11 protein-coding genes are annotated in these 13,897 nt (G+C 62.6%); 5 read left to right on the top strand and 6 right to left on the bottom strand.

From position 1 onward, the window contains the following. Positions 1–3 precede the first annotated feature (3 nt). Complete coding sequence (locus tag ACZ9IL_RS15950) at positions 4–2,046, bottom strand: TonB-dependent receptor (protein WP_476004371.1); 2,043 nt, start codon at positions 2,044–2,046, stop codon at positions 4–6. A gap of 284 nt (positions 2,047–2,330) precedes the next feature. Between ACZ9IL_RS15950 and ACZ9IL_RS15945 the strand changes: the two genes are divergently transcribed. Both ACZ9IL_RS15945 and ACZ9IL_RS15940 read left to right on the top strand, forming a co-directional pair. Beyond that, positions 2,331–2,813 (top strand): GNAT family N-acetyltransferase, encoded by a 483-nt coding sequence (locus ACZ9IL_RS15945; protein ID WP_476004370.1) that lies wholly within the window; start codon positions 2,331–2,333, stop codon positions 2,811–2,813. Positions 2,814–3,268: 455 nt separating this feature from the next. Further along, the gene (locus ACZ9IL_RS15940) at positions 3,269–4,006 is read left to right on the top strand and encodes a class I SAM-dependent methyltransferase (RefSeq protein ID WP_476004369.1); all 738 of its coding nucleotides are present in this window, start codon (positions 3,269–3,271) and stop codon (positions 4,004–4,006) included. Between the two features lie 238 nt (positions 4,007–4,244). Here the strand turns inward: ACZ9IL_RS15940 and ACZ9IL_RS15935 are convergent, their stop codons facing one another. Then, on the bottom strand, positions 4,245–5,303 hold the full coding sequence (locus ACZ9IL_RS15935) for a porin (RefSeq protein WP_476004368.1): 1,059 nt from the start codon (positions 5,301–5,303) through the stop codon (positions 4,245–4,247). A gap of 216 nt (positions 5,304–5,519) precedes the next feature. Here ACZ9IL_RS15935 and glpX point away from each other — a divergent pair, with 216 nt between their 5' ends. Both glpX and ACZ9IL_RS15925 read left to right on the top strand, forming a co-directional pair. Further along, entirely contained in the window at positions 5,520–6,530 is a 1,011-nt protein-coding gene (glpX, locus tag ACZ9IL_RS15930; RefSeq protein ID WP_476004367.1) for a class II fructose-bisphosphatase, read from the top strand. Positions 6,531–6,768: 238 nt separating this feature from the next. Further along, a complete protein-coding gene (locus ACZ9IL_RS15925; protein WP_476004366.1) occupies positions 6,769–7,020 on the top strand; it encodes a YkgJ family cysteine cluster protein in 252 nt (83 codons plus the stop codon). Between the two features lie 74 nt (positions 7,021–7,094). On the opposite strand, the gene ACZ9IL_RS15920 is transcribed toward ACZ9IL_RS15925, so the two are convergent. The 4 genes from ACZ9IL_RS15920 to hemC are packed head-to-tail and all read right to left on the bottom strand — an operon-like array spanning position 7,095 to position 11,037. After that, a complete protein-coding gene (locus tag ACZ9IL_RS15920) occupies positions 7,095–8,258 on the bottom strand; it encodes a heme biosynthesis HemY N-terminal domain-containing protein (RefSeq protein ID WP_476004365.1) in 1,164 nt (387 codons plus the stop codon). A 10-nt stretch (positions 8,259–8,268) separates the two neighbouring features. Beyond that, complete coding sequence (locus ACZ9IL_RS15915; RefSeq protein ID WP_476004364.1) at positions 8,269–9,330, bottom strand: uroporphyrinogen-III C-methyltransferase; 1,062 nt, start codon at positions 9,328–9,330, stop codon at positions 8,269–8,271. Continuing rightward, positions 9,327–10,061 (bottom strand): uroporphyrinogen-III synthase, encoded by a 735-nt coding sequence (locus ACZ9IL_RS15910; protein WP_476004363.1) that lies wholly within the window; start codon positions 10,059–10,061, stop codon positions 9,327–9,329. Before ACZ9IL_RS15910 ends, ACZ9IL_RS15915 begins: the two co-directional genes overlap by 4 nt. Positions 10,062–10,107: 46 nt before the next feature. Next, positions 10,108–11,037 (bottom strand): hydroxymethylbilane synthase, encoded by a 930-nt coding sequence (hemC, locus tag ACZ9IL_RS15905; protein ID WP_476004362.1) that lies wholly within the window; start codon positions 11,035–11,037, stop codon positions 10,108–10,110. Positions 11,038–11,359: 322 nt separating this feature from the next. Between hemC and ACZ9IL_RS15900 the strand changes: the two genes are divergently transcribed. Next, positions 11,360–13,879 carry a class I adenylate cyclase gene (locus tag ACZ9IL_RS15900; RefSeq protein ID WP_476004361.1) on the top strand — a complete coding sequence of 840 codons (2,520 nt, stop codon included), beginning with the start codon at positions 11,360–11,362 and terminating at the stop codon, positions 13,877–13,879. Positions 13,880–13,897 lie beyond the last annotated feature (18 nt).

Below are 13,897 nucleotides of genomic sequence, written 5' to 3'. Positions count from 1 at the left end.
GGATCAGAAGCGGTAGGCCGCGGTCAGGTTCAGCTGACGTGGGCTGCCCGGCATGATCTGGGCCGCGCTGGTGGCGCTGACGTAGTACTGGTGGTCGGTCAGGTTCTCCACGCTGAGCTGGGCATCCCACTGTTGCCAGCGATAACCGGCGCGGGCGTCATAGCGGGCGTAGCCCGGCAGCACAGTGGTGTTGGCGTTGTCGGCGAAGCGATCCCCCACCGCCGTTACCCCGGTCTCGCCAAACCAGCCCTGCTGGCCGCTCTGGTAGCCGGCGAACAGCTGGCCGTTCTCGCGCGAAACGTTGCTCGGCCGCTTGCCCTGCAGCTCCGCATCCGCCTTGACCTGCTCCGCATCCTGAATGGCGACGCCGCCGTGCAGATAGATCTCGTCGGTCAGCCGGGCGCGGGCGCTCAGCTCTATGCCGTCGGTACGCTGCAGGCCGGTGAGGATCACCTTGGTGGGATCCAGCGGATCCTTGCTGCGCTTGTTGTACATCTCCAACCGGTAGAGGGAGAGGGTGGTGGCCAGTCGGCCGCCCAGCCAGTCGCTCTTCACCCCGCCCTCGTACAGCCGGGTGTGCTGGGGATCCAGGTTGTTGTTCTGGTCCCCCGGGGTGATGCCGATCAGTTCACCGCCGACCGGGGTGAAGGTCTTGCTGTAGGCGGTATAGAAGGCGTGCTCCTCGATGGGGTTCCACACCAGGCCCAGACGCGGGCTCAGGCTGGTGACCGAGAGGGTCTCCTCCTTGTTGAGGTCGTTGCGGCGGCTGGTGACGGTGAACTCGTCCCGGCGCAGGCCGCCGAGCAGGTGCCAGTCACCCAGGCTGAGCTGATCCTGCAGATAGAGGCCGTAGCCGCGCACCTTGTGGTTGGCGTCGCTGGAGAGCTTCATGGCGCCGTTATAGGTGGGCAAGGAACCTGGTTCGTACAGGTTGCCCGGCGGGATCGGGGTGGCGTTCTGGTACAGCTTGGGGGTGCGCTCCTGCCAGTTTTGCTCCAATCCGACCAGCAGGCGATGCTCGACGGGGCCGGTCTGCAGCTGGCCCTCGACCTCGGTGTTGCTGGTCAGGCTCTTGGCCTTGAGATCCTGCTGCCAGCGGGCGCGGGTCACCTGATCGCCCTTGACGCTGGTGACATAGGTGTTGTCGAACTGGCTGTCGAGGGTGGTGTAGCCGAGCTGCTGGCGCAACTGCCACTGTTCGTTGATATCCCAGGTCAGCTGGGAGCGGGTGGACTGGGCCACGTCGTCGATGAAGTCGCGGCTGGTGTCGCTGTAGACGCTCTCGATGGGCACATCGGCCGGACGGCCGTTGACGCCGGGGATACCGCGATCCGGGGTGCGATCGCTGCCGTTGCGCTCGTACTGCACCAGCCAGTTCAGGTTGTCGGCGATCTCCCAGTTGGCGGAGGGCGCCAGCAGGGTACGCTTGCTGGTCACGCCATCGCGGAAGCTCTCCTTGTCTTCCTGCGCCATGTTGAGCCGCAGTTGTACCCGTTCGCCGGCCTCGGCACTGAGGTCGGCGGCGAGGCGCTGGCTGTCGAAGCTGCCGATCTGGGCGCTGACGCTGGAGGCCTGGCCCCGCTGGGGCTTCTTGCTGACCCGGTTGACGATGCCACCGGTGCTGCCACGGCCGTAGAGCACGGCGGCCGGCCCCTTGAGCACCTCGACCCGCTCTATGTTGCCGAGATCCCGGGTGTACTGCATGTCGTCGCGCAGACCGTCGAGGTAGAAGTCGTTGCTGGCGTTGAAACCGCGGATGTTGACGCTGTCGAAGCGGGTGTCGCCGCTGGCGTTGACCCCGGGGATGCCGCTCAGGGCCTCGCTCAGGGTGGGTTGGCCGTAGGCGGTCAGCTCGCTGACCGGGACGCTCTCTATGGTCTGGGGCACCAGCTTGGCCGGGGTGCCGGTGCGGGTCGCGGTGGCGACCTCCTCGTGTTGACTGCGTTTGCCGACGACCGTCATGGTCTCGTCAGCGGCCTGGGTGCCGGCACTCAAGGCCAGCAAAGCGGCGCCCAGCAGGGCGCGCTCTGGGTTGGGGTTATGCATCTGCGTGTGACTCTTTTAATCGACCTGATGGCCTGAACTTATTGATTTATTTGTAATTATTTTTTTGACTCCCGAGACGGGAGGACGCTAATGATATTTATTTTCATTTGGCTGGCAAGGGAAAGGTGTAAAAAAATTACATCTATGGCTGTGGGCGCAGCCAGATGGCGCTGGCTGGCGGCATTGACCCGGCAGTTGAGCCTTGGTGGTGGCCTGGGGCTGGTTTACCATCTGAGGCCGGTGGCGGGTTGTCACCTCAGACTCATGCAAAGGGAAGGCGACAGATGGAAGAGATCATCAGGGCAGATCTGAATAATCGGCAGCACGGCGAGGCGCTGGTCTTCCTGCTCAACGAATACGCAAAAGACGAGATGGGGGGCGGCTGTGCCTTGCCTGACGAGGTGCAGGCCAATCTGGCCGGGGCGTTGGCGGCGAGAAGTGACGCCCATGTGTTGCTGGCCTGGGTGGATGGCCAACCGGCCGGGGTGGCCACCTGTTTCGAGGGCTTCTCGACCTTCGCCTGCCAGCCCCTGCTCAATATCCACGACATCGCCGTGCACCCGGATTTTCGCGGTCGCGGCCTCGGCAAGCGGCTGCTGGCCGAGGTGGAGCACCTCGCCCGCGAACTCGGTTGCTGCAAGTTGACCCTGGAGGTGCTGGAGGGCAACAAGGTGGCTCAGGCGGCCTATAGTGCCAGCGGGTTTGCGGGATATGAGCTGAGCCCGGAGGTAGGCCGGGCCCTGTTCTGGCAGAAGAAACTGCCGTGAGCCGCCCGGCAAAATCGGGACAGTCTGCTTGTCATCGGGCCGACCAGCCCCTAGAGTGGCGTCCAATTTCCCCATTCTCCCAACGGCCAGCCTTGGCCCGGTGATCAAGATGACGCTTTATGCCTCGGATCAGCGAGTGATCCGAGTGAACTCCGTACAGATGCGCACGATGAAGCATTGTCCGGAGCCTGGGGAGGCCTGAGCCTCCCCCCCATTCATCGTACCCTTGCCGATCGGACCTCATGAGGCCCGAGCCGCGTTGGTACGAGCGAAACAAAGGCCATAGACGCTCCATCGTCTATGGCCTTTTTTGTTGGCCCGCATCCAGGATGCGGGCGCGAAACAGAGCAGAGGCCCGCCCGGGTTCTCTGCTTTTTTTTGGTCTCTGGCTGTGTGGGTCGGGGTATGCTGATGGATGCCTGACTTGCCGCCATGCCAGTATGAGGAAGCGTTAAATGTCACAAAATATCTATGATAACCCAGGCTTTTTTGAAGGCTATGCCCAGTTGCCCCGCTCCCAGCAGGGGTTGGCGGGCGCACCGGAGTGGCCAGCGCTGCAGGCCATGCTGCCGCCCCTTGGCGGCAAGCGGGTGCTGGATCTGGGCTGCGGCTATGGCTGGTTCTGCCGCGCCGTCAGGGAGCAGGGGGCGGCCGAGACAGTCGGCATCGATCTCTCCGCCAGGATGCTGGCCCGCGCCGCCGAGCTGACCCGGGATGAGGGGATCCGCTACCAGCAGGGGGATCTGAGCGAGATCGAGCTGCCCGCCGAGTCGTTCGAGTTGGTCTACAGCTCGCTGGCGCTGCACTACCTGCCCGAGCTGGCACCGCTGTTCGAGACGGTTTACCACTCGCTGGCGGCGGGGGGCAGCTTTGTGTTCTCGGTGGAGCATCCCATCTTCACCTGCCCGCAGCCCCAGGGTTGGCTGGTGGATGGGGAGGGGCGCCGCTCCTGGCCTGTCAACGGCTACCAGGCCGAGGGCAAGCGGGTCAGCAACTGGCTGGCGGAGGGGGTGATCAAGTATCACCGCACCCTGGGCACCCATCTCAATGCGCTTATCGCGGCGGGATTCGCGATCCGTCGCCTGGAGGAGTGGGGACCGACTGCGGAGCAGATCGCCGCCAATCCGGCGCTGGCGGAGGAAGCCGAGCGCCCCATGTTGCTGCTGGTGGCGGTGCAAAAGCCGCTAGGCTGAGAACCTGTTCATGATCTTGCTGCGAGGCCGTGATCAAGGCTCATATGCTGCTCGCTTACGTGTGGTAAAGAGGCTCATGTATTCACATACACTCCGGTTCCTGCGCTGCTCTTTACCTTGCTGACGACCTCTCGCGACAGATCGTGAACATCTTCTGAGGGCAGGGATGAAATGAAAACGGCGCGCAGAGGGTTCTGCGCGCCGTTTTTGGTGAGATTCAGCGGATACGAGGCCGGGCTTAGAAGTCGTAGCGAGCCGCCAGCTGGAAGTCATCCTTGGTGTTCAGCTTGCCGCTGTCATTGCTGTCCAGGTTGTTGATGCGGTATTCGCCGATGACCCGCAGGTTCTTGTTGAACTTGTACTGGGCACCCAGGGTGTAGTAGTCGATGGAGTCGTAGTCACTCTTGCCGCTCTGCTCCACGGTCTGCTTGTTCCACAGGGCCATCAGGCCGAAGCCGCTCTCGAAGTTGTAGCCGAGCGCCGCTTCCCAACCGCTGTGATCCTTGCCGGTCGCCAGGAAGTCGCTGCCGTCGGCGTAGCTCAGGGCGGCGTAGACGGCCTTGTTGTCGTACTTGGCGGAGAGCAGCCACAGCTTGGCGTCCTCTTCACCGCTCTTGTCGCGGATACCCACGTTGTAGGCGGTGCCCAGTGCCAGGTTGAACGGGAAGGTGTAGGAGACGGCGGCGCCGTAGGCGGCATCGCTGTCCTTGCTGGTGGTCTCTTCGGTGTCACCGCCGTCGAACTTGTAGCTGGTGTCGACCTGGAAGCCGTTGAACAGGCCGGAGTATTTCAGCACCGAGCCGGCACGGTTGGTGGCGAAGGTGTCGGTCTTGGCGCCGAGGGCGTCGTTGCCGTAGCCGTCGGAGAGGGAGACGTCAGTCCAGTTGGCCAGCATGCCGGGGGCGCCTTGCTGACGACCGAAGGTGACGTTGCCCCAGTTGGCGCCGACCCCGGCGAAGGCCAGACGGGTGCGCAGGTTGTCGGAGTTCTCGCTGACGGTCTTCTCGCTGTCGTTGATGTAGATCTGCAGCTCGTACTGGGCCAGGGCCTTGAGACCCGGGTTGATTTCGCTCTCAACCTTGGCACCGAGGCGGACGAACTGGTTGGCACCCTGCTTGTCGCTGTATTCGTTCTTGATGTCGCCATTGGCGTCCAGCTCTTTCTTCTCGCCGAAGAACTGGCCGGCGTAGATGCGGCCATAGAGATCGAGCAGGGTGGAGTCATTTTTGTATACTTCGACGGCTTGGGCCTGGAAGGCAGCGGTGAGTGCCAATGCGACTACAGTCAGCTTTTTCATCTTAATCCCTTGTGTTGCAAGCTTTGTTTTAAAAGACGGGGCCATGCTAGTCAGGGGAAATGACAGTGAAGTTACCGCGCCGTGAACAACCGATGGCGGTTTGGTGTCAATTGGGTGACGGCGCGATTTATATGGTGATCCGCCACTTTTGCGCGCAAAGGTTTGCCCTTGTGGTAGAATGCCGCCCGTTTTCGAGCACCTAAGGTTGGATATGCGATGAGACGTGAACTGGCAATCGAGTTTTCCCGAGTGACGGAAGCGGCTGCACTGGCTGGCTACAAGTGGCTCGGACGTGGTGACAAGAATATCGCCGATGGTGCGGCCGTTGCGGCCATGCGCCACATCCTCAATCAGATCCAGATCGATGGTGAGATTGTGATCGGCGAAGGCGAAATCGACGAAGCCCCCATGCTCTACATCGGTGAGAAGGTGGGGACGGGTCTGGGGGACGCGGTAGACATCGCGGTCGACCCCATCGAGGGTACTCGCATGACGGCCATGGGGCAGTCCAACGCCCTGGCCGTGCTGGCCGTCGGTGACAAGGGATCCTTCCTCAAGGCCCCCGACATGTACATGGAAAAGCTCATCGTCGGTCCCAAGGCCAAGGGGTCCATCGATCTCGACCAGGCCCTCGAGCTGAACCTCAAGGCCGTGGCCAAGGCGCTCGGCAAGCCGCTCTCCCGTCTGACCGTGATCACCCTGGCCAAGCCGCGCCACGACAAGGCGATCAAGGAGATGCAGGGACTGGGCGTGCGCGTGTTCGCCATTCCTGACGGCGACGTAGCCGCCTCCATCCTTACCTGTCTGCCGGACAGCGAAGTCGACATGCTGTATGGCATCGGCGGCGCCCCGGAAGGGGTCATCTCGGCGGCGGTGATCCGCGCGCTGGATGGTGACATGCAGGCGCGCCTGGTGCCCCGTCACAAGGTCAAGGGCGACAGCCCGGACGTGCGCGCCCTGGGCGAGCAGGAAATTGCCCGTTGCGAGGAGCTCGGCATCGATCTCTCCAAGGTGCTCAAGCTGGAAGATCTGGCCAAGAATGACAACGTCATCTTCTCGGCCACCGGCATCACCAAGGGTGATCTGCTGGACGGCATCACCAGCGACGGCGTCATGGCGACCACCGAGACCCTGCTGATCCGTGGCAAATCGCGGACCATCCGTCGCATCAAGTCGATCCATTTCCTGGATCGCAAGGACAGCGTGGTGCGCGACATCATCCTGTAATCAGGATGTGGGAGGGGCAAGTTCCGATGCCACCGCCTGGATCGCAAGGGCAGCGGGGTACGCGGCGGCATCCTGTGATGCGCTGAGCCCCTGCTGCTAAAAAGCCCGATGGCCTCGCCGTCGGGTTTTTTGTTGCCTGTGTGGCAAGCGGTGCTCTATTTCAGGGGCACCAAGGATAAGGCTAAGGAGAATCACGGCTCTTTGATAGACTGCTTCGCCATGCACAGGAAAGCATCACATGGAATGTCGTCAAGGTTGTGGGGCTTGTTGCATCGCCCCCAGTATCAGCAGCGCCATCCCCGGCATGCCCTTGGGAAAACCGGCCGGAGTAGCGTGTGTCCAGCTCGATGCCAGACTGGGTTGCAAGATCTTCGGCCAGCCCGAACGGCCCGCGGTGTGCGGCGGTTTTCGCCCCATGCAGGACGTGTGCGGCTCTCACCGACAGGAGGCCATCTGGCTCATCGGTGAGCTGGAGCGGCTGACCGCCTGAACCGGGCGGTACGAGAAAACAACGAACAAAAAAGAGGCCGCAATTGCGGCCTCTTTTGCATGGGAAAGGCGGGCTTAGATCCCGGCAAGCTCCAGGGCCTGACGATAGTACTCGTTGGCCTTGTTGGTGAGCCGGCGTTTGTCCATCAGCTGGCCGAGGGCATGGCAGATGGCGGCATTCGGCGCGCGCTGCACCTCTTGCTCCAGCAGACGCTGGGCCTCATCCAGCTGACCGGCCAGCAGATAGATCTGGGCCAGCGCCGCCTCGGCACCCGGCTGATCCTGCATCTTCTTGAGCAGGGTCAGCATGGGTTGATAGTCATCCAGCTTGAGCTTGGGCAGCAAGGTGAACAGCTCGGGGGCGGGGTGCTTGCGCAGCGCCTCCAGCCAGAGCTCGGCCGCCTCGCTGTCGGCCCCGAGCTGGCGCAGCCGATCGCCATAGCTGGCCAGCAGGGCTGGCTCCTGGCGCAGCTTGCGGGGCAGCTCCTGCCAGACCGGGCGCAGGGTCTCGAGGGCGCCGCTGGCGGCCTCGAGACGTGCACGCCAGGCCTGATGCAACAGCTCTTCTTCCTGCTGGGGCGTCAGCTTGCCCACCTTGCGCAGGGCGGGGGCGAGATCGATCAGCGCCGCCCAGTCTTGCCGTGCCAGATAGACCTGACGCAGCTGGTCCAGCACCATGGGGTGGCGTGGATTGAGGGCGTAGACGGATTCGAGCCGACCGAGGGCGCTGTCGTACTGGCCCTGTTCAATCTGCAACTGGGTCTGGATCAGGGTCAGCGCCAGCTCGGCCTTGGGGTTCTCCTCCTGCGCCTTCTGCAGGTAGTGATCCCGGCGAGCATCATCGCCGCGGGCCTGGGCCACTCTGGCGGCACTGAGGTAGTTGAGCAGCGGGGTATCGCTGTTGTCGGCGCCCTTGAGCAGCAGCTTCTCGGCCTGGCTGTAGTGCCCCTCGGCCATGGCCAGGGTGGCGTTCACCGTCTGCTGATTCGCCTTGCGGCGGCGGCGCGTGCCAAACCAGCCCTGGGTCTTGCGGCGCAGGCCGAACACCCGGCCGAGCAGCCACTCGAGGATGAGCAGGGCACCGTAGAACAGCACCGCCAGGATCACGGCGCTGGTGACCGAGGACTCCACCGTGTAGTTGCCAAGGGAGATGAGCACATAGCCCTTGTTGCCGGACGCTTCGGGGCCGAACATCAGGCCGGCCACCATCACGGCGACCACTAGGATCAGACGAATCATGGTCTCCTCCTCAACTGCCGGCCAGGATGCGTTGCAGGCGCTCGGTCAGCACCTGTTCCAGCATGGCCTGGGTCTTGAACTGATCCGGGTAGTCGAACTGGATCTGCTCGCCTTTGAGCTTGTCGAGCTCGGTTTGCATGTATTGGGTGGCGCTGTTGTCGACGTCGAAGTACTGGGTCAGCCAGCGTTGGGCCTTGTCCAGGCTGTCGGTGTAGAGCGCCTGCTGCTCGCGATACACGGCGAGCTGGGCCTGCAGCAGCTTGGTCTTGAGGTTCTCGCGCAAGAAGATCTCCTGCTGCGGGGAGAGCAGGGCCTCCACCGCACCGTCACGACGGCGGATGGTGATGAAGTTCTCGGTGAACTTGACCCAGTTCTTCTTCAGGTTGCTTTCCCACTCGTCCGGGTTGGTGCTGACCGCCTGATCCGGCTCGGCCTTGGCATCGGGCATGCTGACGGTGGAGAGCGGCAGCAGCTCTATCTGATCGGACAGGGCGGCCAGCTTCAGGGTCAGCCCCTCGCGATCGACTCGCGGCATGGCCTTGAGCTTGGTGATGTCTTCCGCCAGCGCCTTGCGAATGGGCATCAGGCTGGGATCGTTGAGCGCCTTGATCCGTTCGTCGGCGTTGCCGAGCAATGTGATGGCGGAGATGAGATCGTGTTCGAGCCACAGCTTGCGGCCCGCCATGCGCACCAGGTATTCGGATTCGGCCAGCATCCAGTCGTTGGGACGCTTGTCATCGAGATCCAGCACCTTGTGTTGCAGGCCGTCCAGCGCGTCCTGCAGCTGCTGCTGGCTCTTGCCGAGGGTGGCCAGTTGCTCGGCATCCTTGCTGTTGGTCTGATCCAGTTTGCCCATGACCTCGGCCAGCTGTTGCTTGAGGGCCGTCAATTCGGCCTGCTGGGCGACGGCATTGCGGTAGCCGTGCAGATAGAGACCACCGGTCAGCCCGAGGGCCAGCAGTATGGCTATCCCGCCGAGAACGGCGCCGGAGCGGCCTTTCTTGTTATCGGACCGGGTGTTGTCGATCACCGGGGCCGCAGCGCTCGGCTGGACTTCTTGCTGTTCAGTCATTCCATCTTCCTCAGTTCCAGGGCGGCCACCAGAGCCTGGTTGGATGCACCTTGGGCAATCACGATACGAGTAAAGCCAGCCGCCTCGGCCAGTTCGGCCACCCTGGGGCTGGGCACCACCAACAGGCGGTCATAAAGCCAGGGCTGCTGCTGGTCTGGCACCAGTTCCAGCAGCCGCTGCAGCAGTTCGCCACTGGTGATGAGCAGGCTGTCGAGGCCGGCTCCCTGCCAATGGCGGGTCAATGCGTCTCCGTCGAGCGCGGGGTAGTGCCGCTCATAGGTGGCACAATAGTGCACCAGTGCGCCGCGTGAGGCCAGTGTCCGGGCGATGAGATCCCGCCCGCCGTTGCCACGCAGGATCAGCACCCGCTTGCCGGCAACCGTCTGCAGGGCTGGCAGCAGCAGCAGGCCTTCGCTGCGAGGATCCTCGGGGCTCTGGGCCCGGATCCCGACCTCGGCGAAGGCATCGGCACTCGCCTGACCGACCGCAAAGTAGTCAATATGTGGCCAGGTCTGACCAGTTTGCAACAGAAAATGATGAGCGAAATTAATTGCATGCACACTGACGGCGATGACGATCTCCGCCGTGGCCAGCAGGGCAGGCAGGCCGGGGAGCTCATCTCCCGGCCGGGTTTCCAGCAACGGGCAGCAGAGCGGGCGGTGGCCGTGCTGGCGCAGCAGTTGCACCAGATCCTCGGCCTGCTGCGCCGGGCGCACCACCAGCGGGATCATCAGATCCCCCTCAGCGGCAGGGGCGGGATGGCCAACCGGCCTGCCTTCATGCGCGGTAGACCTCGGCCAGGATGACGTCGGCGCCATCGGCCAGCAGGCGTTGGGCCAGGGCATGGCCGAGGGCCTCGCCGTCGGCCAGGGGGCCGCGGATCTCGTCACGGATCACTCGGGTGCCATCCGGGCTGCCGACCAGACCGCGCAACCAGATTTCCTCTCCCTGCACCAGGGCATAGGCACCGATAGGCACCTGACAACCCCCTTGCAGGGCGCGGTTCATGGCCCGTTCGGTCAGCACGCGCACGCGGGTTTCGGCGTGCTCCAGCGGCGCCAGCAGGGCGTGCAGCTCATGATCGTCGATACGGCATTCGATGCCGACGGCGCCCTGACCATTGGCGGGCAGGCTTTGCTCCGGTTCGATAAAGGCGGTGATACGGTGCGTCATCTCCAGCCGTTTCAGACCGGCGGCGGCGAGGATGATGGCGTCGTAGTCACCGGCATCCAGCTTGGCGAGGCGGGTGTTGACGTTGCCACGCAGGTCGCGGATCACCAGATCCGGGCGCGCAGCGCGCAGCTGGCACTGGCGGCGCAGGCTGGAGGTGCCGACCACGGCGCCCTGGGGCAGCTCGTCTATCTGCGTGAAACGGTTGGAGACGAAGGCATCGCGGGGATCTTCCCGCTCGCAGATGGTGTGCAGGCCGAGCCCCTCGGGGAAGTCTACCGGCACGTCTTTCATGGAGTGGACGGCGATGTCGGCACGGCCTTCCAGCATGGCAGTCTCCAACTCCTTGACGAACAGGCCCTTGCCGCCGACCTTGGCGAGCGGCGTGTCCAGGATCTTGTCACCCTGGGTACTCATGGGCACCAGTTCGACCTGTAGATCGGGATAGAGTGCCTCCAGCCGATCTTTGACAAAATTGGCCTGCCACAGGGCCAGTGGGCTCTTGCGAGTGGCGATTTTCAGGGTTCGGGCTGCCATATCAATCAGTTGTTTCATCTTTAGTGAGGAAAACGATCTTACCACCCTTTGCAGGGGCTTTCATGGCGTAGCCGGCAAAAGCGGGGGCAGGCTCAAAAAAGTGGGTTGAAAATGATTTTCATCCAGCCAGAAAATAAATGTAATCATTTGAATTTATTTATTTTTATTGCTTTCCGATGATACCGTCACCGCGCTGGTCAGAAATAATCCGATGATTCCGTACGGGCTTGTTTACCACGGCAGTTTGCATTGTTAACATGATCACACTTTTTTGACGTCTCCCCGTTTTGGTGCGTCATTTCTCTTCCCCATAGGTAGGGCATTGCTGGTAAAACTCGACACGCTGGTGGCGCGCTACGACGAACTCAATCGTCTCAAGACGCAACGAGCGCTGGATCTCATGAGTCGCTATGGGCAACAGGTCTTCCAGTTGCTGCCCGTCATGCTGCACTTCAATCATCCCCTCTTGCCCGGTTATGTGACGGGGGACGTGCCTCATGGTATCTGGAGTTTTGTCGCCAACGAGGCCCAGCAGGCCTTCATCGAAGATCTGTGCCAGAACGCCAACTGTCAGGGTGGCCTCAGCACCCACGACAAGTCGATCCAGGGCCTCTATTCCATGGGCAGCACCTCGTCCATCGGCCAGTGCTGCCACTCGGATCTCGACATCTGGGTCTGCCATGCCGCCGGCCTGTCGGTGGAGCGGCTCGCCTTGCTGGATCAAAAGTGCCAGATGCTCTCCAAGTGGGCCGAGCAGCGCGGTGTCGATCTCAACTTCTTCCTGATCCCCGAGGACAAGTTCCGCCAGCGCAACGACGCCCAGATGCAGGGGGAGAACTGCGGCAGCGCCCAGCACCTGTTGCTGCTCGACGAGTTTTACCGCAGCGCCATGCACATCGCCGGCAAGCGGCTGCTCTGGTATCTGGTGCCCAGCGACTATGACGATCACTACGACGACTATGTGAGCGGCCTGTTTGCCCACGGCAAGCTGAGCCAGGATGACTGGCTCGATCTCGGCGGCTTCAACCGCATTCCGGCTGAGGAGTACTTCGGCTCCGCCCTGTGGCAGCTCTACAAGGGCATCGACTCCCCCTACAAGGCGGTGCTCAAGTCGGTGTTGATGGAGGCCTACTCCCACGAGTATCCCAGCACCCGCCTGCTGTCGGTAACCAGCCGCGACTGGTTCCAGCACAACGAGGGCATGCACTACCGACTCGACAACTACTGCCTGATGCTGGACAAGGTGACCAACTACCTCAAGTCTATCGGTGACATGGCGCGGCTCGATCTGGTGCGACGCTGCTTCTACCTCAAGGTGTGCGATGGCCTGAGCCATCCGAAAGAAGAGCACAGCCCGGACTGGCGCCGCGAACAGATGGCCCAGCTGGTGGCCTACTGGGGCTGGAGTCAGGAGCGGCTGCATCATCTCGATCACCGCCAGGAGTGGAAGGTCGAGGACGTCAAGGTGGCTTACGCCGAGTTGCTCGAAGCCCTGATGCAGAGCTATCGCAACCTGATCCAGTTCGCCCGGCGCAACAACATCAGCGAGTCCATCAACCCGGAAGACATCGGCATACTGTCGCGCAAGCTCTATGCCGCCTTCGAGAGCCTGCCGGGCAAGGTGCAACGCATCAACCTCAAGATAGCGCCGGACTTGAGCGAGCCGGATCTGAGCTTCGTGCAGGTGCCCCACGGCCGTCTCAACCGGGCCGGCTGGTATCTCTACAAGCATTCGCTGGAGCCGGTGAACATCATCGGCCGGGCGCCGCTCGAATATAACGGCTACATCAGCAAGCTGATCGCCTGGGCCTACTTCAATGGCCTGATGACGTCCCAGAGCCGGGTACACCTGTTCAATCAGGGCTCGGATCTGCACACCGACAACCTGCACCAGTTCTGCCGCGACCTGTCCGATACCTTCCCGGTCAAGTACCCGCTCGCCACCAACCTGGCCCTGAGCCGTCCCTGCGAGATCCATCAACTCTCCATCTTCCTGAACCTGGAGACGGATCCGTCCAGCCACTGGGTCGGACAGGTGATCGAATTCGATGCCAACGCCGCCGATGTGTTCTCGTTCGGCCGCAACCAGGAGTGTCTGGTGGGCTCGGTGGACCTGGTCTATCGCAACTCCTGGAGCGAGATCCGCACCCTGCACTTCCAGGGCGAAGAGGCGGTGGTGGATGCCCTCACCACCATCCTCGGCAAGATGCACCAGGATGCGGCCGCCCCCGAGATGATCGAGGTGTTCTGCTACAGCCAGCACTTCCGCTCCCTGGTGCGCTCCCGCTTCCAGCAACTGCTGGCCGAGTGCATCGAGCTGCGCCTCGCCCGCGACAAGCAGCAGCTGGTCAAGACGCTCTCCCTCGGCAAGGAAAAATACGGCATTTTCTTCGAGCGACGGGGGGTGTCGGTCAAGAAGCTGGAAAACGCCATCGACTTCTACCGCCACATCTCCCACAACAAGCTGGATCACCTGCCGCTGCGGCTGGACAAGACCCACAGCCAGCATCTGCCCGGCATCGTCGACGCCTACGCCAGCGAGGGGCTGGTGCAGTTCTTCTTCGACACCCGCAATGCGGGCACCAACATCTATATCCTGGATGAGGCGAACCGGGTGGAGATCTACCAGCACTTCGCCGGCAACAAGGATGAGCTGGTGCAGGGGGTGAACCGTTTCTACACCTCGGGCCACGAGCGCTTCAGCAACGCGGGCCAGTTCAGCAACTTCAACCTGCCCCAGTATTACGAAATCGTGCAGCAGGGCGAGGTGCTGGCGGTGATCCCCTACCGCAGCCAGAGTCCGCAGCGAGACAATCCGGGCCCAGCTCGGGAAGTAGGATGATGTGCTACTGACACCGCA

The organism is Aeromonas sp. TECH754, from assembly GCF_056279295.1.
The sequence above is the reverse complement of the archived record's forward strand: the minus strand, read 5'-3'. Positions and strand labels throughout refer to the sequence as shown.